The 22,868-nt window shown below is 71.9% G+C and carries 17 protein-coding genes and 2 pseudogenes; 9 read left to right on the top strand and 10 right to left on the bottom strand.

Features of this window, described 5'->3' with window-relative positions; all coding sequences use genetic code 11:
• Positions 1-14 precede the first annotated feature (14 nt).
• The 7 genes from murD to rsmH form a co-directional block, all read right to left on the bottom strand.
• Complete coding sequence (gene murD, locus SSPS47_RS07735; RefSeq protein WP_164249750.1) at positions 15-1,478, bottom strand: UDP-N-acetylmuramoyl-L-alanine--D-glutamate ligase; 1,464 nt, start codon at positions 1,476-1,478, stop codon at positions 15-17.
• Positions 1,475-2,545, bottom strand: a complete 1,071-nt coding sequence (mraY, locus tag SSPS47_RS07740) for a phospho-N-acetylmuramoyl-pentapeptide-transferase (RefSeq protein WP_147872459.1) — start codon at positions 2,543-2,545, stop codon at positions 1,475-1,477. The genes murD and mraY overlap by 4 nt, the downstream gene beginning before the upstream one ends.
• Entirely contained in the window at positions 2,542-3,972 is a 1,431-nt protein-coding gene (gene murF / locus SSPS47_RS07745; RefSeq protein WP_164249752.1) for a UDP-N-acetylmuramoyl-tripeptide--D-alanyl-D-alanine ligase, read from the bottom strand. Before murF ends, mraY begins: the two co-directional genes overlap by 4 nt.
• A 232-nt stretch (positions 3,973-4,204) precedes the next feature.
• Positions 4,205-5,752: a UDP-N-acetylmuramoyl-L-alanyl-D-glutamate--2,6-diaminopimelate ligase gene (locus SSPS47_RS07750; protein WP_343234868.1), complete on the bottom strand. Its 1,548-nt coding sequence runs from the start codon at positions 5,750-5,752 to the stop codon at positions 4,205-4,207.
• A gap of 184 nt (positions 5,753-5,936) precedes the next feature.
• Entirely contained in the window at positions 5,937-7,958 is a 2,022-nt protein-coding gene (locus SSPS47_RS07755; RefSeq protein WP_164249754.1) for a penicillin-binding protein 2, read from the bottom strand.
• Positions 7,959-7,962: 4 nt separating this feature from the next.
• A complete protein-coding gene (locus SSPS47_RS07760) occupies positions 7,963-8,550 on the bottom strand; it encodes a hypothetical protein (RefSeq protein WP_164254439.1) in 588 nt (195 codons plus the stop codon).
• 50 nt (positions 8,551-8,600) lie between these two features.
• Entirely contained in the window at positions 8,601-9,557 is a 957-nt protein-coding gene (gene rsmH, locus SSPS47_RS07765; protein WP_164249756.1) for a 16S rRNA (cytosine(1402)-N(4))-methyltransferase RsmH, read from the bottom strand.
• Positions 9,558-10,013: 456 nt separating this feature from the next.
• On the opposite strand from rsmH, the gene SSPS47_RS07770 reads away from it, so the two are divergent.
• The 4 genes from SSPS47_RS07770 (at position 10,014) to SSPS47_RS07785 (ending at position 15,600) form a co-directional block, all read left to right on the top strand.
• Entirely contained in the window at positions 10,014-10,577 is a 564-nt protein-coding gene (locus SSPS47_RS07770; RefSeq protein ID WP_147872468.1) for a carbonic anhydrase, read from the top strand.
• Between the two features lie 204 nt (positions 10,578-10,781).
• Positions 10,782-11,819 carry a MoxR family ATPase gene (locus tag SSPS47_RS07775; protein ID WP_164249758.1) on the top strand — a complete coding sequence of 346 codons (1,038 nt, stop codon included), beginning with the start codon at positions 10,782-10,784 and terminating at the stop codon, positions 11,817-11,819.
• Positions 11,819-13,177 carry a DUF58 domain-containing protein gene (locus SSPS47_RS07780; protein ID WP_203557798.1) on the top strand — a complete coding sequence of 453 codons (1,359 nt, stop codon included), beginning with the start codon at positions 11,819-11,821 and terminating at the stop codon, positions 13,175-13,177. Before SSPS47_RS07775 ends, SSPS47_RS07780 begins: the two co-directional genes overlap by 1 nt.
• Positions 13,174-15,600 (top strand): DUF3488 and transglutaminase-like domain-containing protein, encoded by a 2,427-nt coding sequence (locus SSPS47_RS07785; protein ID WP_164249761.1) that lies wholly within the window; start codon positions 13,174-13,176, stop codon positions 15,598-15,600. The genes SSPS47_RS07780 and SSPS47_RS07785 overlap by 4 nt, the downstream gene beginning before the upstream one ends.
• A gap of 248 nt (positions 15,601-15,848) precedes the next feature.
• Here the strand turns inward: SSPS47_RS07785 and SSPS47_RS07790 are convergent, their stop codons facing one another.
• The 3 genes from SSPS47_RS07790 to SSPS47_RS07800 all read right to left on the bottom strand — a co-directional run bounded on the left by SSPS47_RS07790 (position 15,849) and on the right by SSPS47_RS07800 (position 17,957).
• Positions 15,849-16,247, bottom strand: coding sequence for a DUF3040 domain-containing protein (locus SSPS47_RS07790; protein ID WP_147872475.1), 399 nt, complete (start codon positions 16,245-16,247; stop codon positions 15,849-15,851).
• Positions 16,248-16,532: 285 nt separating this feature from the next.
• Positions 16,533-17,321 carry a methyltransferase gene (locus tag SSPS47_RS07795; protein WP_147872476.1) on the bottom strand — a complete coding sequence of 263 codons (789 nt, stop codon included), beginning with the start codon at positions 17,319-17,321 and terminating at the stop codon, positions 16,533-16,535.
• A gap of 93 nt (positions 17,322-17,414) precedes the next feature.
• Positions 17,415-17,957 carry an SAV_6107 family HEPN domain-containing protein gene (locus SSPS47_RS07800; RefSeq protein WP_147872478.1) on the bottom strand — a complete coding sequence of 181 codons (543 nt, stop codon included), beginning with the start codon at positions 17,955-17,957 and terminating at the stop codon, positions 17,415-17,417.
• Positions 17,958-18,125: 168 nt separating this feature from the next.
• On the opposite strand from SSPS47_RS07800, the pseudogene SSPS47_RS34770 reads away from it, so the two are divergent.
• The 5 genes and pseudogenes from SSPS47_RS34770 to SSPS47_RS07820 all read left to right on the top strand — a co-directional run.
• A pseudogene (locus SSPS47_RS34770) lies at positions 18,126-18,710 on the top strand (ATP-binding cassette domain-containing protein); the annotation flags it as partial.
• 183 nt (positions 18,711-18,893) lie between these two features.
• Positions 18,894-19,595 (top strand): annotated as a pseudogene (locus tag SSPS47_RS34775) (YhgE/Pip family protein); the annotation flags it as partial.
• Between the two features lie 38 nt (positions 19,596-19,633).
• The gene (locus SSPS47_RS07810; RefSeq protein WP_147872484.1) at positions 19,634-20,257 is read left to right on the top strand and encodes a TetR/AcrR family transcriptional regulator; all 624 of its coding nucleotides are present in this window, start codon (positions 19,634-19,636) and stop codon (positions 20,255-20,257) included.
• A 316-nt stretch (positions 20,258-20,573) separates the two neighbouring features.
• Positions 20,574-21,179, top strand: coding sequence for a DUF4126 domain-containing protein (locus SSPS47_RS07815; protein ID WP_164249765.1), 606 nt, complete (start codon positions 20,574-20,576; stop codon positions 21,177-21,179).
• A gap of 105 nt (positions 21,180-21,284) precedes the next feature.
• Entirely contained in the window at positions 21,285-22,820 is a 1,536-nt protein-coding gene (locus SSPS47_RS07820) for an NAD(P)/FAD-dependent oxidoreductase (RefSeq protein ID WP_164249767.1), read from the top strand.
• Positions 22,821-22,868: the final 48 nt, after the last annotated feature.

The following is a 22,868-nucleotide window of genomic DNA, read 5'->3' on the forward strand; positions in this document are numbered from 1 at the left end:
TGCCGGCCGATCGGTCAGGCGTGCTCGGCGGCGAGGGCGCGGACGGCGTCCGCGAACGCCTCGCCCCGCTTGTTGTAGTTGACGAACATGTCCATCGAGGCACAGGCCGGGGCCATCAGGACGGTGTCCCCGGACTTCGCGAGGCTCGCCGCCGCACGGACCGCCGCCGACATCGCACCAGTGTCCGTCTGTTCGAGGTCGACGACAGGGACTTCGGGGGCGTGTCGCGTGAGGGCTTCGCGGATCAGCGCCCGGTCGCGGCCGATGAGAACCACGCCGCGCAGCCGCTTCGCGGACTTCTCGACCAGTTCGTCGAAGGACGCGCCCTTGGCGAGACCTCCGGCGATCCAGACGATCGGGTCGTAGGCCGCCAGGGACGCCTCCGCGGCATGGGTGTTGGTGGCCTTGGAGTCGTCGATGTAGCTGACGTCCGCGACGTCCGCGACGTGTTCGATGCGGTGCGGGTCGGGGCGGAAGGCGCGCAGTCCGTCGCGTACGGCGGCGGGTGCGACACCGTACGCGCGGGCGAGGGCCGCCGCCGCGAGGGCGTTGGCGATGTTGTGCGGGGCCGGTGGCTGGACATCCGCGACCTCGGCCAGCTCCTGGGCCTGCTCGCTTCGGTTCTCGACGAAGGCGCGGTCGACCAGGAGGCCCTCCACGACGCCGAGTTGGGAGGGTCCGGGAGTGCCGAGGGTGAAGCCGATCGCGCGGCAGCCCTCCTCGACGTCGGCCTCGCGCACCAGGTCCTCGGTCACCTTGTCGGCGACGTTGTAGACGCAGGCGACGGTGTTGCCCTCGTAGATCCGGCCCTTGGCGGCGGTGTACGCCTCCATGGAGCCGTGCCAGTCGAGGTGGTCGGGCGCGATGTTGAGGACGGCGCCGGAGTGGGCGCGCAGGCTCGGTGCCCAGTGCAACTGGTAGCTGGAGAGTTCGACGGCGAGGACGTCGTACTTCTCGCGGCCGTTGTCGTCGGGCAGGACGGCGTCGAGCAGCGAGACACCGATGTTGCCGACGGCCTCGGTACGCAGGCCGGCCGCCCGGAGGATCGCGGCGAGCATCCGCACGGTCGTGGTCTTGCCGTTGGTGCCGGTGACGGCCAGCCAGGGCGCGGCGTCGGGGCCCCTGAGCTGCCAGGCGAGTTCGACGTCTCCCCAGACCGGTACACCGGCCTCGGCGGCGGCGCGGAAGAGGGGCTTGTCGGGCTGCCAGCCGGGGGCGGTGACGACGAGTTCGGTTCCCTCGGGGAGGGTCGCGCCGTCGCCGAGCCGTACGGTGACGCCCGTCCCGGCCAGTTCGGCGGCCTGGGTACGGGCGCGCTCGTCGTCGCCGTCGTTGACGACCGTGACGTCGGCGCCGAGGTCCCGCAGGGTGCGGGCCGCCGGGATCCCGGAGACTCCGAGACCGGCGACGGTGACCCGCTTGCCCTGCCACCGGGCACGGAGCCCGGCCGCCGCGTCGGCCGGCTGGGGGCCGCTCACTTGTCGGCCGCCCAGCCCGCGTAGAAGAGTCCGAGTCCGACGATCACGCACATGCCCTGGATGATCCAGAACCGGACCACGACAAGGACTTCGGACCACCCCTTCAGTTCGAAGTGGTGCTGGAGCGGGGCCATCCTGAAGACGCGCTTGCCGGTCAGCCGGAACGAACCGACCTGGATCACCACGGACATGGTGATGAGGGCGAAGAGGCCGCCGAGCAGGGCGATCAGGAGTTCGGTACGGGAGCAGATGGCGAGGCCCGCGAGGGCGCCGCCGAGCGCCAGCGAGCCGGTGTCGCCCATGAAGATCTTGGCGGGTGAGGTGTTCCACCACAGGAAGCCGAAGCAGGAGCCCATGAGGGCGGAGGCGACGACGGCGAGGTCGAGCGGATCTCGTACCTCGAAGCATGCCTCGGGGTTGGTGAGCGTCAGCGCGTTGGCGCAGGACTCCTGGAACTGCCAGAGGCCGATGAACGTGTAGGCGCCGAAGACCATCACCGACGCACCGGTGGCCAGACCGTCCAGACCGTCCGTCAGATTCACGCCGTTGGACATCGCGAGAATCATGAACAGCGCCCAGACCACGAACAGCACCGGCCCGATGGACCAGCCGAAGTCCGTGACGAACGACAGCTTGGTGGAGGCGGGGGTGTTGCCGCGGATGTCGGCGAACTGGAGCGAGAGCACCGCGAAGGCGATGCCGACGATCAGCTGTCCGGCCATCTTCGCCTTGGCCCGCAGGCCCAGCGAACGCTGCTTGACGATCTTGATGTAGTCGTCAAGGAAACCGACCAGGCCCATCCCCGCCATCAGGAAGAGGACCAGCACACCGGAGAACGTCGGGTCCTCGCCGGTGATCACCTTCGCCAGGGCGTAGGCGATCAGCGTGGCCAGGATGAAGGCGATGCCACCCATGGTGGGCGTGCCCTGCTTGCTGCCGTGGCTGCGCGGGCCGTCGTCCCTGATGAACTGCCCGTAACCCTTGCGGGCCAGCAGTTTGATCAGCAGCGGCGTGCCGATCAGGGTCAGGAAGAGCCCGATGGCTCCCGCGAAGAGGATCTGCCTCATCGGCCGGAGACCTCGCCCTCGACTGCGTTCTCGAGCAGTGCCTGGGCGACCCGCTCCAGTCCGGCCGACCTCGAAGCCTTCACCAGCACGACGTCTCCCGAACGCAGTTCACTGCGCAACAGATCGACCGCCGCCTGCGCGTCGGACACGTGCACCGACTCCTCACCCCACGAACCCTCGTTGTAGGCGCCCAGTTGCAGCCAGGACGCTTCCCTGCCCCCGACTGCGACGAGCTTGCTGACGTTGAGCCGGACGGCGAGCCGTCCGACCGCGTCGTGCTCGGCGAGCGCCTCGTCACCGAGTTCGGCCATCGGGCCGAGCACCGCCCACGTGCGTCCGCCGGTTTCCCTGGCGGCACCGCCCATGGCGACCAGCGCGCGGAGCGCTGCCCTCATGGAGTCGGGGTTCGCGTTGTAGGCGTCGTTGACGATCGTCACGCCGTCCGCGCGCTCGGTGACCTCCATACGCCAGCGGGAGAGGGTCTCCGCCTCGGAGAGCGCCAGGGCGATCTCGTCGACGGACATGCCCAACTCATGGGCGACGGCGGTCGCGGCGAGCGCGTTCGACACGTGGTGCTCACCGTACAGCCGCAGCGTCAGCTCGCTGCACCCGGTGGGTGTTCGAAGGCGGAAGGAGGGTCTGCCGAGTCCGTCGATGTGCACGTTCTCTGCCCGTACGTCTGCTTCGTCGGACTCCCCGAACAGCACGACGCGCGCCTTGGTGCGGGAGGCCATGGCGCGTACGAGGGGGTCGTCGGCGTTCAGGACGGCGATGCCGCCCTCCTCGGCGGACGGCAGGGACTCGACCATCTCGCCCTTGGCCTGGGCGATCTGCTCGCGTCCGCCGAACTCGCCGATGTGGGCGGTGCCGACGTTCAGCACAAGGCCGATCCTCGGCGGGACGAGGCCGGTGAGGTAGCGGATGTCACCGATGTAGCGCGCCCCCATCTCCAGGACGAGGAAGCGGGTGTCCTCGGCGGCGCGCAGAGCGGTGAGCGGGAGTCCGATCTCGTTGTTGAGGTTTCCTTCGGGCCAGACGGTGGGGGCCTCGCGCCGCAGGAGTTGGGCGATGAGGTCCTTGGTGCTGGTCTTGCCCGACGATCCGGTGAGCGCGACGGTCGTGGCGCCGGTGCGCTCCACGACGGCGCGTGCGAGGGCGCCGAGGGCCTGTACGACGTCCTCGACGACGATGGCGGGGACCCCGACGGGCCGGACGGCCAGCACGGCGGTGGCGCCCGCCTCGACGGCGCGGCGGGCGTAGTTGTGGCCGTCGACGTTCTCGCCGGCGAAGGCGACGAAGAGGCTGCCGTCCGCGACCCGGCGGGAGTCGATGACGACGGGGCCGGTGACGTGGGCGTCCGGATCCGGTATGTCGTACGACTGCCCGCCGACGATGGTGGCGATCTCGGCGAGGGAGAGGGTGATCACGTGGACCGTCCGGCGAATGGAGGGCGGGTGATGGATGGGGACGCGGGCGCGGTGGGGGTGCGCGCGGGCGCCGGAGGAGAGGGTGGAGAGCTGTCCGGACGGCGCGGGGGGCGGGCGGCGGCCGGCGGGGTGAGGGGGTACGGGAGGACGGTCCGCGGGGAGAGCGTCACCGCGGCGACCGGGCGACGGCCGCCGGAACCCGGCGCCGCCGTCCGGTCGCCGGACGGTGCCCTCATTCCCGACCGGTGCTCTCGCTCCCGTGGCGGCGGGAGCGTTCGATGGCCTCGCGCAGCACCTGACGGTCGTCGAAGGCGCGTACCACCCCGGCGATGTCCTGGCCCTGTTCGTGGCCCTTGCCGGCGACGAGGACGGTGTCGCCCTCGGCCGCCCTCGACACCACGGACGCGATGGCCGCCGCGCGGTCGGCGTCGACCAGGACGTCACCGCGCTCGTGGATCGGCACCTCGGCGGCGCCCGCGAGCATCGCGGCGAGGATCGCGAGCGGGTCCTCGGAGCGCGGGTTGTCCGAGGTCAGTACGGCGGTGTCGGCGAGTCGCGCCGCCGCGGCGCCCATCGAGGGGCGCTTGGACCGGTCGCGGTCGCCGCCGCAGCCCAGGACGATGTGCACCTTGCCCCGGGTGACCTTGCGCAGGGAGCGCAGCACCGATTCGACGGCGTCCGTCTTGTGGGCGTAGTCGACGACGGCGAGGTAGGGCTGTCCGGCGTCGACCCGCTCCAGCCGGCCGGGGACGCCGGGGACGGCCGCGACGCCGTCGGCGGCGATCTGCGGATCGATTCCGGCCACGGCGAGGGTGACGACGGCGGCGAGGGTGTTGGCGACGTTGAACGGGCCGGGCAGCGGGGCCTCGGCGCGGATCCGCTCGCCCTTGGGGCTGACGACGGTGAAGAGGCTGCCCTGCCGGCCGACCTCGACGTCCTCGGCGCGCCAGTCGGCGTCCGGGTGGCCCTCGGCGGAGAACGTCGTGATGGGTACGCCCGCCTCGTGGACGAGCCGGCGGCCGTACTCGTCGTCGAAGTTCACCACGCCGACACGGCTGCGCTCGGGGGTGAACAGCCGTGCCTTGGCCTGGAAGTAGTCCTCCATGCCGGAGTGGAACTCCATGTGTTCCGGGCTGAGGTTGTTGAAGACGGCGATGTCGAAGACACAGCCGTCGACCCGGCCGAGCACCAGGGCGTGGCTGGAAACCTCCATCGCGACGGAGTCCACGCCGCGCTCGCGCATGACGGCGAGGAGCGCCTGGAGGTCGGTGGCCTCGGGGGTGGTGCGCTCGGATTTGATGCGCTCGTCGCCGATGCGCATCTCGACGGTGCCGATGAGCCCGGTGTGGTGTCCGGCGCCGCGCAGTCCGCCCTCGACGAGATACGCGGTGGTGGTCTTGCCGGAGGTGCCGGTGATGCCGATCTGGAGGAGGTCGGCGCCGGGGTGGCCGTAGATCTCGGCGGCCAGTTCACCCATGCTGCCCCGTGGATCGGGGGTCACCAGCACCGGCAGGCCGGTGGCGGCGGCGCGCTCGGCGCCCGCCGGGTCGGTGAGGATGGCCGCCGCGCCGAGGTCGGCCGCCTGGGCGGCGAAGTCGGCGCCGTGGAAGCGGGCACCGGGCAGGGCGGCGTACACGTCCCCTTCGCGTACCGCTCGCGAGTCGTGGGTGATGCCCGTCGCCGCTCCGTCGGCCGGGGGCTCGGCTCCCAGCCGGGCGGCCAGGTCCACGAGCGAGGTCGGCCGGACCTGGTCGGGGCGGGGCGCTCCGGGGTGGTTCACGGGCGCGTCCTTTGTGGTGGTTCGGTACTGATCTGCGTGGGGCACGGCGGTGAGCGTACCGGGCTCACCGGGCCGCGGGCCAAGTGAGGGGCGCCCGGTGCCGGTGCCGTCTGATGGGGGGACGGACGGGTCGTCGTGGTTCCCCGAGTCGGGGGTGATCGTTGTCACTGGGTCGTTCCCTGGGTCACTCGCCGGGTTTGAACTCGACCGGCAGGGGGGCTGCCTTCTTGCCGGTCGGTGGGACCTGGAGGCTCTTGAGAGCGAACTCCATGACCTCCTTGTAGATGGGGCCGCAGATCTGGCCGCCGAAGTAGCTGCCCTCGGTGGGGTTCTGGATGGCGCAGTAGACGGTGATCTGCGGGTCGTCGGCGGGGGCGAAGCCCGCGAAGGACGCGGTGTAGCCCTTGTAGCGTCCGGTCACGGGATCGACGCGGTTGGCCGTCCCCGTCTTGCCTGCGACGCGGTAGCCGGGGATCCGGGCCTTGGTGCCGGTGCCCGCCTCGTCGCCGACGACGGATTCGAGCATGGTGGCCAGCGTCCTGGCCGTCTTCTCGCTGATGACGCGGGTCTGCTTGGGGGCGGTCGCGGGGGTGAAGCGGCCGTCCGGGCCCTGTGTGCCGCGGACCAGGGTGGGCTCGATCCGTACGCCTCCGTTGGCGATGGTCGAGTAGACCGAGGCCGCCTGCATGGCGTTGACCGACAGTCCCTGTCCGAAGGGGATCGTGAACTGCTGGGAGGTCGACCAGTCCTTCGGCGCCGCGAGGATGCCCTGCGTCTCGCCGGGGTAGCCGAGGCCGCTGGGGCTGCCGATGCCGAATTTACGCAGGTAGGAGTGGAGGACCCGGTTGGCCTCCGGCTGGGTTCTGCCGAGCTGGCCGGTCGCCAGGATGGTGCCGATGTTGCTGGACTTGGCGAGGACCCCGTTGAGGGTGAGGTACCAGGTGGGGTGGTCGATGTCGTCCTTGAAGAGGCGGTCGCCGCGGTGGAGCCGGTTGGGCACGGTGACATGGGTGCCGGGCACGGCGGCCTTCTCCTCCAGGACGGCGGCCATGGACATGACCTTGCTGGTGGAGCCGGGTTCGAAGGCGTCCTGGAGCGCGGCGTTGCCCATGGCGGCGCCGTCGGCCTGTGACAGGTCGTTGGGGTCGAAGCCGGGGGCGTTGGCCATGGCGAGCACCTCGCCGGTCCGGGTGTTCTGCACTATGACGTAGCCGCGGTCGGCCTTGGATTCGGTGACCTGTTCGGAGATGGCCCGCTGGGCGGCCCACTGGATGTCCCGGTCGATGGTCAGCTCGATGTCCGTGCCCGGGACCGCGGGATTCTCCCGTGAACCCGCCGTGGGGACGCGCCGGCCGCCGGAGTGGGCGTAGGTGATCTCGCCGTCCTGGCCGGAGAGCTGCTTGTCGAGCATGGACTCCACGCCGCCGCCTCCGTGGCCGTCGGCGTTGACGTATCCCAGTATCCCGGCGGCGAGGTCCCCGTTGGGGTACACGCGCTTGCTGCTGGGCTCCTGGAAGACTCCGGCGAGGACGCTGGCCGGTGCGTCGGCGCCCTTGCCGCCCTTGGCGGTACGGGCCTTCTCGGCCTTCTCCGCGAGGACGGACTTGAGGTCGCTGATCTGGTTCCAGACCTGGGGGGTCTGGCGGTGGGCGAGCACCGCGAAGCGGGACTTGGGGGCCGAGAGCTGCTTCTCCAGCGTCTCGGGCTCCTTGTCGAGGATCGGCGCGAGGAGCGCGGCGGCCTGCTCGGGGGCGTTGTCGACGTTGCTGTCCTCGGGGGTGAACATCTTGGGGTCGGCCGTGATGTCGTGGGCGTCGACGCTGCTGGCGAGGGCGACACCGGCGCGGTCGGTGATCTCGCCGCGCTCGGCGGCCAGGGTGACGCTCGTGAAGCGGTTCTTCTCGGCCTTGGCCGTGTACGCGCTGGCGTCGACCGCCTGGACCTGGAGCAGCCGGACGACGAAGACCAGCATGACGACGGTCAGTCCGAGGCTGACCAGACGGAGCCGGGGGCGGTGGCTGCCGAGCCGGATACGGCGCGAGCCGCGGGCGCCGGGCCGCGCACGGCCCTGCGCGGGGCGTCGCGGTCGGCCGGACGGGCGGGGCGCGGGGCGCTGCGACGCGCGTGATTCGGGCCGGGGGCGCGCGCCGCTCCCGGAGCGCGCGGGGCCGGGGACCCGGCGGCGCGGTGGTTGCTCGGGGGGCACTGGGTCACCTGCCGGAGGTCGTCGGGGTGGGTGTGCCGGACGTCGGTCCGGGCACGGGCGGGGTGGCGGGCGCGCCGCGGGCGCCCGTCGAGGCGGACGGGACCGGCGTGCCGGTCGAGGGGGCGGCGGCCGGGTCCGTGGACTCTTCCGGGGAGGGGGACGCCGGGCTGCCCGTGGGCGACGCCGACGGGGTCACGGAGGGGGCGAGGGAGGCGGGCAGGGTGGGCGCGGCGGGCGGGAAGGCGTCCATGGCGGACGGCGCGGCGTACGGGAGCGCGCCGGCCTCGGACGGGACGCCGGTGATCCTGCCGCGCGGGTCGAGGAAGGCGGGGCTGCCGCCGGGGACCATGCCGAGTTCCCGCGCGCGGCGCTGCAGCGCGTCGGGCGCGGAGAGGCTGTCCACGTCCCGCTGGAGCGCCTGCTGCTCGTCGGTCAGATCGGTGGTCCGCTTCTTCAGCTCGCTCAGCTTGAACGACCCGACGTTGAGTGAGGAGTTCAGCAGGAGCAGGGTGATGAGCCCGCCGCCGAGGAGGAGAACGACCAGCAGGACGAAGGGGGTGCGCGCCGCGGTGCTCGGCCCGGTCGTCGGCATCAGCCGGGCGAGCCGCGCGGCGCGCCCCCTGAGCTGCCTGGCCGGTCCCCTCACCGCACGTCCTCCCGGATCCGCTCGGCGCCGCGCAGCCGGGCGGGGGCGGCCCTGCGGTTCTCGGCGACCTCTTCCTCGGCGGGCAGTTCGGCGCCGCGCGTCAGCAGTTTGAGCCTCGGCTGGTAGCGCTCGGGCACAACGGGCAGGCCGGGGGGCGCGGTGTTGGCGGCGCCGGCCGCGAAGACCTGCTTGACCAGGCGGTCTTCGAGGGAGTGGTAGGCGAGTACGGCGATACGGCCACCGACCGCGAGGGAGGCCACCGCGGCCGGGACGGCGGCTTCCACGGAGGACAGTTCGCCGTTGACCTCGATGCGCAGGGCCTGGAAGGTGCGCTTGGCGGGGTTGCCACCGGTGCGCTTGGCGGCCTGCGGCAGGGCGTCCCGGATGAGTTCGACCAGACGGGCGCTGTCGGTGAAGGGCTCGACGGCGCGTTCCCTTACGATCGCGGACACGATGCGCTTGGCCTGCTTCTCCTCGCCGTACGCCCGCAGGATCCGGACCAGTTCGCCCGGCGGGTAGGTGTTGAGGACCTCGGCCGCGCTCATTCCGGCCGACTGGTCCATGCGCATGTCGAGCGGGGCGTCCTGGGCATAGGCGAACCCCCGCTCCGCCTCGTCGAGTTGCATGGACGAGACGCCGAGGTCGAAGAGCACGGCCTGGGCCTTGGGGATGCCCAGCCGGTCGAGCACGTCGGGCAGTTCGTCGTAGACGGCGTGCACGAGGGTGGCGCGGTCGCCGAACGGGGCGAGGCGCTCGCCGGAGAGCCTCAGCGCCTCCTTGTCCCGGTCGAGCGCGACCAGCCGAGCGGCGGGGAAGGCGGTGAGCAGCGCCTCGCTGTGGCCGCCGAGGCCGAGGGTGCAGTCGACGACGACGGCGCCGGGTTCGGTGAGGGCGGGGGCGAGCAGGTCGAGGCACCGGTCGAGCATCACCGGGACGTGCCGGGTGCCGGTCATTCGCGGGCCTCGCGGGGCCTGGTTCGCTGGCTGCGCTCGCTCATGCGCCCTCTCAGGTCCGGCGTGGATGTACGTACCGCCGAGCGTGAGGAGGCCGAGCCGCACGTACGCCGCACACGCGGGGGAATTCGGGAAGTGTTCCGGTAAGTGTTCGGGATGTCCGTGAACTTCGCGTCACTTTAGTCCACAGGCCCCCTCGGTCAATCAACCGGCCAGCGCGTCGCCCGGCCCGCTGCACAGGGACCGGCGGCGCCGATCGGGCGAAGATCGGGTGAAGATCGAGTGGGGTCCCGACGGGGTGGCGACACGATCACGTGCAAGTGAAATCGGCGCCCGTCACCCGTTCGCCCTCTCGGGCTTTACCCGTGTGGCTTACCTCACACCGGGCCTCGTTGACGATGTTTGTCCGGTCGCACAGCGGGCTTCCGACGCGGGGGAGCATTACCGTCTATAGGTATGTCGACATCCGCGCACCTCCCCGCCGAGTCCGCCCGGGCATCCGCCGGTACGGCCCGAACCGACGGTACGGTCACCGATCGACTCGTGGACGCCAACCGGCACTACGCGAAAGAGTTCGACGACCCGGGGATGGACGCCCGTCCCGTACTGCGCGTCGCCGTGGTCGCCTGCATGGACGCCCGCCTCGACCTGCACGACGCGCTGGGCCTGGAGCTCGGCGACTGTCATACGATCCGCAACGCGGGCGGTGTCGTCACCGACGACGTCATTCGCTCACTCACCATCAGCCAGCGGGCGCTCCAGACCCGCAGCGTCGTGCTCATCCATCACACCGGCTGCGGCCTGGAGGCCATCACCGAGGACTTCAGGCACGAACTGGAAATGGAGGTCGGCCAGCGTCCGGCCTGGGCCGTGGAGTCCTTCAGGGACGTGGACCAGGACGTACGGCAGTCGATGCAGCGGGTGCGGACCTCACCGTTCCTCCTGCACACCGACGACGTACGCGGTTTCGTCTTCGACGTGTCGACCGGCCTTCTGCGGGAAATCGACTCGGCGAACTGACCGCGCCGCCGCACCAGAAACACGGCAACTCCGGCAATTCACACCCACTTATCCACAGGCGAGTGACACGAAGCGGTAACGGCTACAAGAATGCGTGAGTGACAGCGGTGCCCCGGAACCTTCCGGGCGCGGCGTCCGTATTTCGGGGTGGGCCGGGCCGTGAAGAAGAGCCTCGGCCCGTATGAACGGGCCGAGGAGGGCCGGGTGACGACCTATGACGATCGAGCGAGCCTCACAGATCTGACCACCACAGCGGAGCGTGTCCGCGCATCGGTGGAGGGTGTGATCGAGGGCAAGCCTGAGGTCGTACGGCTTTCGCTGACAGTGCTGCTCGCCGAGGGACATCTGCTCATCGAGGATGTCCCCGGCGTCGGCAAGACAATGCTGGCCAAGGCGCTGGCACGTTCCATCGACTGCTCGGTCCGGCGTATCCAGTTCACGCCCGACCTGCTGCCCTCGGACATCACCGGGGTCTCCATCTACGACCAGCAGCGCCGGGACTTCGAGTTCAAGCCCGGTGCGATCTTCGCGCAGATCGTGATCGGCGACGAGATCAACCGCGCCTCGCCCAAGACGCAGTCGGCGCTGCTGGAGTCGATGGAGGAGCGCCAGGTCACCATCGACGGGCAGACGTACGAACTGCCCAGCCCCTTCATGGTGGTGGCGACGCAGAACCCGGTCGAGATGGAGGGCACCTATCCGCTGCCCGAGGCGCAGCGCGACCGCTTCATGGCCAGGGTCTCCATCGGTTATCCGAGCGCGGAGGCCGAGTTGGAGATGCTGGACGTGCACGGCGGGGTCTCGCCGCTGGACGACCTCCAGCCGGTGGCCCACGCGCACGACATCGTGAAGCTCATCGACGCCGTGCGGAAGGTCCATGTGGCCGACTCCGTACGGCGGTACGCGGTGGAGCTGGTCGCGGCGACCCGTACCCACCCGGATCTCAGACTGGGCGCCTCACCGCGCGCGACGCTGCATCTGCTGCGCGCGGCGAAGGCGTCCGCCGCGCTGAGCGGCCGGGAGTACGCGCTGCCGGACGACGTGCAGGCGCTGGCGGCCGCGGTGCTGGCGCACCGGCTGCTGCCCACCGCGCAGGCACAGCTCAACCGCCGGACCGCCGAGCAGGTGGTGCTGGAGATCCTCCAGCGCGTCCCGGTGCCGACGGCCGACGGCGGCAGGCAGGCCCCCGTGGCCACCGCGCCGCTCTACGACCGGCAGCAGCCGGGCGTCCGGCGGCTGTGATGGAGCCCGGCGCCACCGCCTCGGACAGCGAGGGCAGAGGCGGGCTGCGGGCGGCGCTGGGCGGTCTCACCACCCGCGGCCGGTCGTTCTTCGCCGCGGGTATCGCGGCGGCGGTCTGCGCGTACGTACTCGGCCAGGCGGATCTGCTCCGGGTGGGGATGCTGCTGGCCGTCCTGCCGCTGGTCTGTGTGGGCGTGCTGTACCGCACGCGCTACCGGGTCGCGGGCAGCAGGCGGCTCTCGCCGTCGCGCGTGCCTGCGGGCTCCGAGGCCCGCGTCCATCTGCGGATGGACAACGTGTCGCGGCTGCCCACCGGTCTGCTGATGCTCCAGGACCATGTGCCGTACGTGCTGGGCCCGCGCCCCCGGTTCGTCCTGGACCGGGTGGAGGCGGGCGGGCGCCGCGAGGTCTCCTACCGGGTGCGTTCGGACCTGCGCGGGCGCTATCCGCTCGGGCCGCTGCAACTGCGGCTGAGCGACCCGTTCGGGATGTGCGAGCTGACGCGGTCCTTCAGCGCCCACGACACCCTGACCGTCATCCCGCGCACCGAGCCGCTGCCACCGGTCCGGCTGGCGGGCGCGACGGCGGGGTACGGGGACGGGCGGCAGCGCTCGCTGTCACTGGCCGGCGAGGACGACGTCATCCCGCGCGGCTACCGGCACGGCGACGATCTGCGCCGGGTGCACTGGCGCTCCACGGCGCGCTACGGCGAGCTGATGGTGCGCCGCGAGGAGCAGCCGCAGCGGGCCAGATGCACGGTGCTGCTCGACACCCGCCGGCTCGCCTACCAGGGCGCGGGACCGGACTCCGCCTTCGAATGGGCGGTTTCGGGAGCGGCGTCCGCGCTGGTGCACATGCTGGAACGGGGCCTCTCCGTCCGGCTGTTGACGGATACGGGGAGTTCGGTGCCCGGCCAGGGCGCCGACGGATTCGCCGGTTCGTCACAGGAGTCCGCCGACGCGGCCGGACTGATGATGGACACACTCGCCGTCGTCGACCACTCCGACGGAGCCGGTCTCTCCCGCGCGTACGACGTGCTGCGCGGCGGGACCGAGGGACTGCTGATCGCCTTCCTCGGTGATCTCGACGAGGAGCAGACCGCCGTGGCCTGCCGTATGCGCCATCGCAGCGGCGCCGCGGTGGCCTTCGTCCTGGACAGCTCCGGCTGGCTCCAGGAGGAGGGCGAACCGCCCGCGCCGGTCCGGGACCGGCTGCGGCAGTTGCGCGAGTCCGGCTGGAGCGCCCTCGCGGTGCCGGCCGGGGCGGCGCTCCCCGATCTGTGGCAGCAGGCGGCACAACAGCGCACCGGGTCGGGTGCGGCACAGGACTCGGCAGGCTTCTCCGGAGGATGGTCATGAGCGGTCGCGCGAGGCTGGCGCTGTGCGCGTTCGCCGCCACGATGATGGCGGCGGGCGCTCTGCTGCCGCTGGTCGATCCGGCCACCTGGTTCGTCCAGGCGGCCTTCATAGTGGCGGTCCTGGCGGGAGTGGGCGCGCTCGGCCGGCGGGTGCCGCTGGCCAGAACGCTGACCGTGGCGCTCCAGGCGGTCGCGGGGCTGCTCATGCTCACGGTGGTCTTCGCCTCGGAGCAGGCCCTGTTCGGTCTGCTGCCCGGCCCGGACGTCTTCCTGCGCTTCGGTGAGCTGCTGAACCAGGGCGGCGAGGAGGTCGCCCGGTACTCGGTTCCGGCACCGTCGACCAACGGCATCAGGCTGATGCTGGTCGGTGGTGTGCTGGTCATCGGTCTCGCCGTGGACGCGCTCGCCGTGACGTTCCGCAGCGCGGCGCCGGCCGGGCTGCCACTGCTCGCGCTGTACTCGGTCGCCGCCGGTCTCTCCGGCGGCGACGCGTCCTGGCTGTGGTTCCTGCTGGCGGCCAGTGGCTATCTGCTGTTGCTGCTGGCCGAGGGCCGGGACCGGCTCTCCCAGTGGGGCCGGGTCTTCGGCGGCGCTCCGCGCGCTCCGGGCCGTACGGCCGGCGGGATGGACACCGGGGGCGGCAGCACTGCGGCCCCGGTCCGTTCGGGTCACCGGATCGGTGTGATGGCGCTGGGAATCGCGCTGGTGGTGCCCGCCGCGCTGCCGTCGCTGAACGGCGGACTGCTCAACGGCACGGGGGCCGGGTCGGGTTCGGGCCTGGGCGGCGGCACGATCTCCGCCGTCAACCCGCTGGTGTCGCTCCAGGACAACCTCAACCAGCCCGAGGACCGGGAGGCGTTGCGGTACCGGACGAACGCGGAGAACACCCAGAACCTGTATCTGCGGATCATGGCGCTGGACGACTTCGACGGCACGGCCTGGCGCTTCTCCCAGCGCAGTGTCGAGGACGTGCCGAACAGGCTCCCAGACCCACCCGGTCTGCGCGCAGACGTGAGCACCACCGAGATCAAGACGAGTATCTCCGCCGCCGGTTGGTACCGGCAGAACTATCTCCCGATGCCCTATCCGGCCTCGGAGGTGGACATCGAGGGGCGCTGGCGGTTCGAACCGAGCGGCCGCACGCTGGTCGGCGACCGCGGCGAGACGACGCGAGGCGCCCAGTACCAGGTCACCAGCCTGCTGGTGGAGCCGACCCGGGAGCAGCTCTCGGCGGCGCCGAGGCCCCCGGCCTCCCTGGTGCGGGAGTACACCAAGGTGCCGGACGTCCTCCCGGAAGAGGTGGCGGCCACCGCGCGCGAGGTGACCGAGGGCGCGGCGAACGACTACGAGAGGGCCGTCAGGCTCCAGGACTGGTTCGCCGTGGACGGCGGCTTCACCTACGACACTCAGGTCGCCTCCGGCACGGGCGTCTCGGCCATCAGCCGCTTCCTCAGGGAGAAGGAGGGCTTCTGCGTCCACTTCTCCTTCTCGATGGCGGCGATGGCCCGCACGCTGGGCATCCCGGCGCGGGTGGCGGTGGGCTTCACACCGGGCACACCGCAGTCGGACGGCACGATGTCCGTCGGGCTCCGTGACGCGCACGCCTGGCCCGAGCTGTACTTCGAAGGTGTCGGCTGGACCCGCTTCGAGCCGACGCCGAGCCGGGGCAGCGCCCCGGACTACACGATTCCCGAGGCTCCCTCGGGCGAAGCCAGCGACCCGGCCCAGCCCGAGACCAGCGAGTCGTCCGCGCCGACCTCGCAGCCGTCCACCTCGGACAGCTGCCCGCCCCAGGACGCCAGGATCGGCGAGTGCGGCACGACCGCGCCGGCCGGAGCGCTGCCCCCGACCGACTCGGGGACATCCGCGGGGACGGTGGCCGCCATCACGCTGGGCGTCCTCGCCGTCCTGCTGCTGCCACTGCTGCCACTGCTGTGGCGCACCCGGATCCGGGCCCGGCGTCTCGGTTCCGGGGGCCGGACGCCCGTCGATGCCACGGCCCGCGCGCTGGGCGCGTGGCGGGAGATCATCGACACCGCCTGGGACCACGGCATCCGTCCCGACGAGTCGCGGACACCGCGCAAGACGGCGGCCCGGATCGTGCGGCTGGGGCGGCTGGAGGGTGACGCGGCCGATGCCGTGCACCGAGTCGCGCGTGCGGTGGAGCTGGTGCTGTACGCGCCGGAGCCACGGCCCGTCACGGGTCTCGCCGACGACGCCCAGCGGGTCCGCGTGGGCCTGGGCGACGCGGCGGGCCGCTGGACCAGACAGCGGGCACTTTTCCTGCCGCGCTCCTCCGTTCGAGTGATGTGGGGGCTCGGCGAGCGCTGGGCGGCCGTCACCGATCGCTGGGGAGTGCGCCGCCTGGAGCTGGGCCGCCGGTGGGCGGCGCTGTTCCGCAGGCCGTCGCGGCAGCGGGGCTGAGCGGGTCACCGGGCCGGGAACGGGCGGGGCGGGCGGTACGGGGCGGCTTACGGCCCTGTACCGCCCGCCCCTTTCGTATGTCCGGGTACGCGCCGGATGCCGGGGCGTCCGCCCGGATTCCGGGCCGGGGCAGGTACCCGGATACGGGTGAGGGGCGAGCGCATCGCGCGCGCTCGCCCCTCACCCGTATCCGCCGTCTGTCACGGCCGTCGCACCACTACTGCAAGCTTGGGAACCTCGGAATCGTCCTACTGACCCTGCTCGTCACGGCGACGCTGCCACCGCTGCTCGATCCGGTTCATGAACGAACGGCGCTGTCGAGGCTGCTGCCGACGGTCGGCCGTGGCCTCGCCGGATGCCTGTTGCTCACCCGGTTTCGGGGCCTTGCGCCAGCCGGTGACCGCGAGAACCGCGCAGCCCAGCATGACGAGGAAACCCACCACGCCGATCCAGATCTGCTTGGCGACCATACCGGTCATGAGGAGCGCGATACCCACGAGAAAGCCAGCGATCGCCTGGTAGACCCGTCGCCGGGTGTACGTACGCAGCCCGCTTCCCTCAAGCGCTGTCGCGAACTTGGGATCTTCGGCGTACAGCGCTCGCTCCATTTGCTCGAGCATTCGCTGCTCGTGCTCCGAGAGCGGCACGGAGTCCTCCTAGTCGTCGGTCGCGGGGGGCGACCGGTATGCGGCCCCTTCAGGATAGGCAGGGAATCGCCCCCGTGAAACCCGCCCTCTACGCCATTTCGCCAATCCGGGCCGCCATGCCGACTCGGCCGCTGAGGCGTTGATTCCCCAACCGTCGACCCGTCATGCCGGAAGGCGTACCCCGATCATACGGCGCCGAACGCTCTGCCGGGGGGCCTGTGGCGCACTCCATGCGCAGCTTCGTTGCTGATCAGCCCCGCGATCAATGCTCGCGAGCGTTCTCTGTCAGGCCCGCTTCTCGCCCAGGACGTGCAGCTGGCTCGCGACGGAGTGGAACGAGGGCTGCTCGGCGGCGGCCGCCTCCAGCTTCAGAAGGGCCTCCAGAGCACCCGGCTGAGTGTCCACCAGAACGCCGGGGACCAGGTCGGAGAAGACCCGTACGCCGTGTACGGCGCCCACCTCGGCGCCGGCCTTCTCGACCAGTTCGGTGAGCAGTTCCACGGTGAAGCGCCGGGGCACCGGATCGCCCTCGCCCCAGCGGCCCGCGGGGTCGGTGAGTGCCTGCCGGGCCTCGGTGAAGTGCCCGGCGAGCGCCCGGGAGAGGACGGCGCCGCCGAGGCCCGCGGCGAGCAGGCTCAGCGCACCGGCGGGACGCAGCGCCTCCACCGCGTTCCGCAGGCCCTCGGCCGGGTCGTCGACGTACTCCAGGACGCCGTGGCAGAGCACGGCGTCGTACCCGCCGCGCCCCACCACGTCGAACAGGCCGAGGATGTCGCCCTGGACGCCGTTGACGCGGTCGGCGACGCCCGCCTCGGCGGCCCGGCGCTCCAGCGCGAACAGCGCGTTGGGACTCGGGTCGACGACGGTCACCCGGTGCCCGAGGCGGGCGACGGGCACGGCGAAGTTGCCCGTGCCTCCTCCGGTGTCGAGGACGTCCAGGACCGCCGCGTCACCCACGGCGGCGGCGCGGCTGTGGAGGGCGCGTTCGAGTACCTCCCACACCACGGCGGTACGCAGGGAGCTACGGGGGCGCGACGGCGTCTCTCCACCGAAGGCAGGGGAAGGGTCCGACACGGCAGTTGACTCCTCGGCGCGGTGCAGCCCCAGGTCGCGGGGCGTGAAGGGTGCAGGCACCGCACAGCCTATTGCCTCGGTCGGCCGTCCCCGTCACCCAGCGGCGCCGCCCTTCTCCGGCTGTTCCGCCCGGGGCTGGGGCAGTACCGGTTCGAGCACGAGCAGCCGCTCCACGAGGCGCAGGAACATGGCCACGTCGCGCAGCAGGTCGTCGGCGTCGCGGCTGCTCGCCGCGCCCTGTATGCCGGCCTCGGCCCGCGCCCTGCGGGTGGCTCCGGAGGCGAACAGGGCGCTCCATTCGGTCAGCTCGGGCACGATCTCGGGCAGCACCTCCCAGGCGCTCCTTATGCGCCTGCGGCGCGGGCCGGTCGTGGGCTCGGGCCGGCCACGGGCGGCGAGGACCGCCGCGGCGGTGCGCAGGGCGGCCAGATGGGCCGTGGCATAGCGCTCGTTGGGGGTTTCGAGGGTGGCGGCCTCGTCCAGCCCCGTACGGGCCTGGGCGAGCAGGTCGAGGGCGGCGGGCGGCGCGGTCGCGCGCCGCAGAACGGGGTGGACGTCGGTCGCGGGGCCGGTCAGCGAGGGGGCAGGGCCGCCTGTGCTTCGCCGGCGTGCGGCTGCGGCGTAGGAACTGGCCATGACGAACCTCCTGGTCGTCTCTGTGACGGCTCTGTGGCCGTATGTGTCCATCGTGGAGCACACCACTGACAATCCGCCCTGACCTGCACTTTTGTCTCACCGGCAGGTTCGGAGTAGTTTTTGAACTGACTGGTCAGTACAAGAAAGTGCGAGCTCTGGGGAGGGCGTATGGGAGCCGGGCCGACCGATGAGGCGGTCGCCGAACCGCACGGCGCGGCAGTCGTGGCCGAGGGGCTCGGACTGAAGGGACCGCGCGGCTGGGTCTTCCGTGACGTCGATGTCGACGTACGTCCCGGCGGGATCCTTGCGATCGAGGGCCCCTCCGGCTCGGGCCGCACCTGTCTCCTGCTGGCGCTCACCGGGCGGATGCGCCCCACGGACGGATCCGCGGGGATCGGCGGCCTGCGGGTACCGCGCGCGATGGCCGCCGTGCGCCGTATCAGCGCGCTGGGCCCGGTCACCGGTGTCAGCGAACTCGACCCTGCCCTGACCGTCGCCGAACACCTCCGTGAACGCGTCCTGTTGCGCCGCCGCTACGACACCTCCTTGGGAGGCGCGCTCCGCGCCCTGCTGCGGCCCCGTTCCGAACGCGCCGCCGAGAGGCGGCTCCGTACGGACGACGCACTGGTGGCGGCGGAACTCGACCTCGCGGCCCTGCCCAAGGGCGCCCGTACCTCCGTACGCGATCTGGAACGGCTGGAGGCGCTGCGCCTCTCGGTGGCTCTGGCACTCATCGGCCGGCCGCGCCTGCTCGCCGTGGACGACCTCGACCTCAAGCTCTCCGACGCCGAACGGGCCGCGGCCTGGGACCTGTTGAGGTCGGTGGCCGCCGACGGCACGAGCGTCGTCGCGGTCTGCGGCCGGGCGCCCGCCGGCATCGACACCGTCCGGACGGCCGGCGCACCCCGCCGGGCCGGACGGACCGAAGCCGTGGCGAAGATCCCCGATTACGACAAGAACGAGCGCGACCTCCGTACGGAGGTGATGGCCGACCCCGTCCGGCTCGCCTCCCGCTCCACGCACGAGGCGCCCAACTACGGCACCGGTTTCGCCCCTTACTTCATCCCGCTCTCGCTCTGGGTCGGCGCGATGGTGGCGTACATGCTGATCCAGCCGCTCAACCGGCGTGCCCTCGCGGCCGGTGCCGCCGCCTGGCGGATCGCCGTCGCGGGCTGGCTGCCGGTGGTGGGCATCGGACTGCTCCAGGTGGGCGCGCTGATGTCCGTACTGCACTGGGGACTTGGCCTCCAGATGACGCGCGCCGCCGGTACGGTCGGCTTCCTGGCACTGGTCACCTGCTGCTTCGCGGCGATCACGCAGTGGCTGAACGCCCGCTTCGGGGCCGCGGGCCGGATCCTCGTCCTGGCCGTGCTGATGCTCCAGCTGACCTCGGCCGGCGGCACCTACCCCGTACAGACGAGCCCCGGCTTCTTCAACGCCATCCACCCCTTCCTGCCGATGAGTTACGTCGTGGAGTCGCTGCGCGTCCTCATCACGGGCGGCGGGCTCGGACCGGTCCGGCAGGGCTGCGCCGTACTCGCGGCGTTCACCGCGGGCGCGCTCGCGCTGACCACCGTCGCCGCGCGCCGCGGACAGGTGTGGACCCTCGACCGTCTCCATCCCGAATTGCGGCTGTGAGTCCGAAGAGTGCGCCGGCACCTGTGAGAATCGGGCGCATGGACAGCAGCAGCACCCGCCGGCGGGCCACCCGACAGAAGCTCTACGAGGCCGCGGTGACACTCATCGCCGAACAGGGCTTCTCGGCGACGACCGTCGACGAGATCGCCGAGCGGGCCGGAGTCGCCAAGGGCACGGTCTACTACAACTTCAAGAGCAAGACCGAGCTGTTCGAGGAGCTTCTGCGGCACGGCGTCGGCCTGCTCACCGCCTCCCTGCGGACCGCCGCCGAGGAGACGGCGGAGCGCGACGGGACCAGCGTGGAGGCGCTGGACGCCATGATCCGGGCGGGGCTCGCCTTCATCGACCGCTATCCGGCGTTCACCCAGCTCTACGTGGCCGAACTCTGGCGCACCAACCGCGCGTGGCAGTCCACGCTGCTGGTGGTGCGTCAGCAGGCCGTCGCCGTCGTGGAGAAGGTGCTCCAGGAGGGGATCGACGGCGGTGAGCTGAGCCGTGAGATCGATGTCCCGCTGACCGCCGCCGCGCTGGTGGGCATGGTGCTGGTGGCGGCCCTGGACTGGCAGGCGTTCCAGCCCGAGCGGTCGATCGACGACGTGCACTCGGCGCTCTCGTTACTCCTGCACGGACGGGTCGGCGGAAGCGGACCCGTTCCTCACTGAGAGCCCGGTCGACACGGGGGGACGCAGGAGGACACAGGGGGCGGGGGGACGCGGAAACGCGCCGTTCCGGTCGGGTTTCCTCACTCCCGACCGGAGCGGCGCATCGCCTCACCCCGTGGCGGTCTGGGTGCCACACCGCTCCGCCGCCCCGTGCCGGCGGTTTCGGCGTCGCGCCCCTCCCGTGCCCCACACTCTTCCGTCTTCGCAGGTGGGGGCCTATCCGCGTCTCTACTCATCTCATGTACTAGGTACGGATACTCACCACCCCGTTCGAATCCTCACCCGTCCGGCCCACACGCTGACTACGATTTCGTCCGTGTCCGTACTTCCCCTTGTCTTCACCAGCGGCTGGGCCAGCGGTATCAACGCGTACGCGGTGGTTCTGCTGCTCGGCGTATTCGGCGCGACCGGGCTGACCGACGAGGTCCCCGAGTCGCTCCAGCGCACCGATGTGCTGGTCGTCGTGGGCGTGCTCTTCGTCTGCGAGGCGGTGGCGGACAAGATCCCTTACGTCGACTCGATCTGGGACTCCGTGCACACGGTGATCAGGCCGCTGTCAGGTGCGGTGGTCGCGGCGCTGCTCGCCGGGCAGAGCGGCTCGCTCCCGGAGATCACGGCGGGCGCCGTCGGCGGATCGACCGCCCTGGTGAGTCATCTGGTGAAGGCCGGCACGAGGATGGCGGTCAACACCTCCCCGGAGCCCTTCAGCAACATCGCCGTCAGCACCCTGGAGGATCTCGGCGTCGCCGGGATCATCACGTTCGCGATCTTCCACCCGCTCGCCGCCGCGATCGTCGCGGGCGGCCTCCTGCTGCTCGGCATCGTGATCATCATCTTCCTGGCGTCGAAGATCCGCCGGTTCCGGCAGCGCAGGGCGCAGAGACGCGAGGAACGGCGCCTCGCCACGTCGTGGCCACCCTGACCCGGCGCTTCCTCGTCCCGCTCTCCCCGTTCCCGCGTTCCCGCGTTCCCCGGCCCGGCATCCCGGCTTCGGCGCCGGGAAAACAGGCCGCTAAGGTCCACTTCCATGGCACTGATTGCGGTGATCGGCGCCGGGATGGGCGCGATGGCGGCGGCTGCCCGGCTGGCAGTGGCCGGGCACCGGGTGACGGTGTACGAACGCTCGGCGACGTACGGCGGCGCCCTGGGCCGGTTCGAACGCGACGGGTTCGCGTACGACACGGGACCCACGCTGCTGCATCTGCCGGCCGTCTACCGGGACCTGTTCCTCAAGACCGGCAAGAAGCCGCTCGAGGAGTGCGTACGGATGACCCAGGTCGACCCGGCGAGCAGGCATCTCTTCCCCGACGGCACCGAGGTCCGCCTGCCGAACGCGTCGCGCGCCGGAGTCGTCTCGGCCCTGGACGCCGCGCTCGGCGACGGAGCGGGGACACGGTGGGGAGACTTCCTCGGCCGGGCCCGGGACGCCTGGGACCGTTCACGGCGGCCTCTGTTGGAGGAGCCGCTGCGGAGCGACTGGCAGGTACTGGGTCGCGATCCGTATCCGGCCGTCCGGCAGCGCAGGCTGCTGCGTGCGCCCCGGGTGGCGGGCACCGTCGCCGAGGTGGGGACGGGAGAGCTGGCCGACCGCCGGCTCGCCGCGCTGTTCGAGGGGTACGTCCTGTCGTACGGACTCGATCCGCGGCGCACCCCCGCGAGCGCCGCCCTGCTGCCGTACATGGAGCAGACTTTCGGCACCTGGTACGTGCGGGGCGGGATGCGGGCGCTGGCGCACGCGGTGTACGAGCGGTGCCTGGAGCGCAGGGTGGAGTTCGTCTTCCGGGCCGATGTGATCCGGATCGTCGAGAAGGACGGCCGCGCCGCCGGTGTCGAGCTGGCGCCGGGACCGGCCGCCTCCGCCCCGACGGTCGTGGAGGCGGACCATGTGGTGGCGGGCACGGCCCCGGAGGCGCTCGTGGACCGGGAGTTGTGGCGGGACGACGACGTACGGCCCTGGGACGCGGGCGGAAGCGGGGTGCCGTCGGTCCCCGGCAGGTTCTCGGTGCTGCTGGCCCTGCGCGGCGGCAGGCCGGACGGCACGGCGCACCGGACGGTGGTGCACTCCCCCGACGGCGGCGACGAGGCCGGCGCGGTGTTCTCCGGCCGGACGGCGCAGCGGCCGACGGTCACGGTGCTGCGGCCCGACGACCCGACGACGCGTCCGGACGACGGGCACGAGGCGCTCACCCTCACGGCGACCGTCGCACCGCACGGTCCGGTGGACTGGAACGACGCGGGGCTGCGTGAGCGGTACGCCGATGTACTGGTGGAGGCGGCCGGCGCCGCCGTGCCGGAACTGCGGGAGCGGCTGTCCTGGCGGGAGATCCGTACGCCCGCCGACACGGCGGCCGGCACCGGGGCACGGGGCGGCTCGGTGCCCGCGCCCTCGCTGGCGGGTGCGGAGGGCCGGCTGCTGCGTCCGTCGAACAGCACGCGGCTGCCCGGTCTGTATCTCGTGGGCGGCGAGGCGCACCCGGGTGGCGGGCTGGCGCACGCGGGCATGTCCGGGACGTTGGTCGCCGGGCTGATCGTGGAGGGCGCGGACTTCCGCGGGTCGCGCTGAACTCCCCGCGCGGCCGGGCGAGGACATCTGACACCGTTCGAACCCGCG

Source organism: Streptomyces sp. S4.7 (assembly GCF_010384365.1).
Taxonomy (GTDB): Bacteria; Actinomycetota; Actinomycetes; order Streptomycetales; family Streptomycetaceae; genus Streptomyces.

Excerpts from the sequence above, each read along its gene's own strand:
- mraY (WP_147872459.1), bottom strand. The coding sequence starts at position 2,545 with ATGAGGCAGATCCTCTTCGCGGGAGCCATCGGGCTCTTCCTGACCCTG.
- SSPS47_RS07760 (WP_164254439.1), bottom strand. The coding sequence starts at position 8,550 with ATGCCGACGACCGGGCCGAGCACCGCGGCGCGCACCCCCTTCGTCCTG.
- rsmH (WP_164249756.1), bottom strand. The coding sequence starts at position 9,557 with ATGACCGGCACCCGGCACGTCCCGGTGATGCTCGACCGGTGCCTCGAC.
- SSPS47_RS07770 (WP_147872468.1), top strand. The coding sequence starts at position 10,014 with ATGTCGACATCCGCGCACCTCCCCGCCGAGTCCGCCCGGGCATCCGCC.
- SSPS47_RS07780 (WP_203557798.1), top strand. The coding sequence starts at position 11,819 with ATGGAGCCCGGCGCCACCGCCTCGGACAGCGAGGGCAGAGGCGGGCTG.
- SSPS47_RS07785 (WP_164249761.1), top strand. The coding sequence starts at position 13,174 with ATGAGCGGTCGCGCGAGGCTGGCGCTGTGCGCGTTCGCCGCCACGATG.
- SSPS47_RS07800 (WP_147872478.1), bottom strand. The coding sequence starts at position 17,957 with ATGGCCAGTTCCTACGCCGCAGCCGCACGCCGGCGAAGCACAGGCGGC.
- SSPS47_RS07810 (WP_147872484.1), top strand. The coding sequence starts at position 19,634 with ATGGACAGCAGCAGCACCCGCCGGCGGGCCACCCGACAGAAGCTCTAC.
- SSPS47_RS07820 (WP_164249767.1), top strand. The coding sequence starts at position 21,285 with ATGGCACTGATTGCGGTGATCGGCGCCGGGATGGGCGCGATGGCGGCG.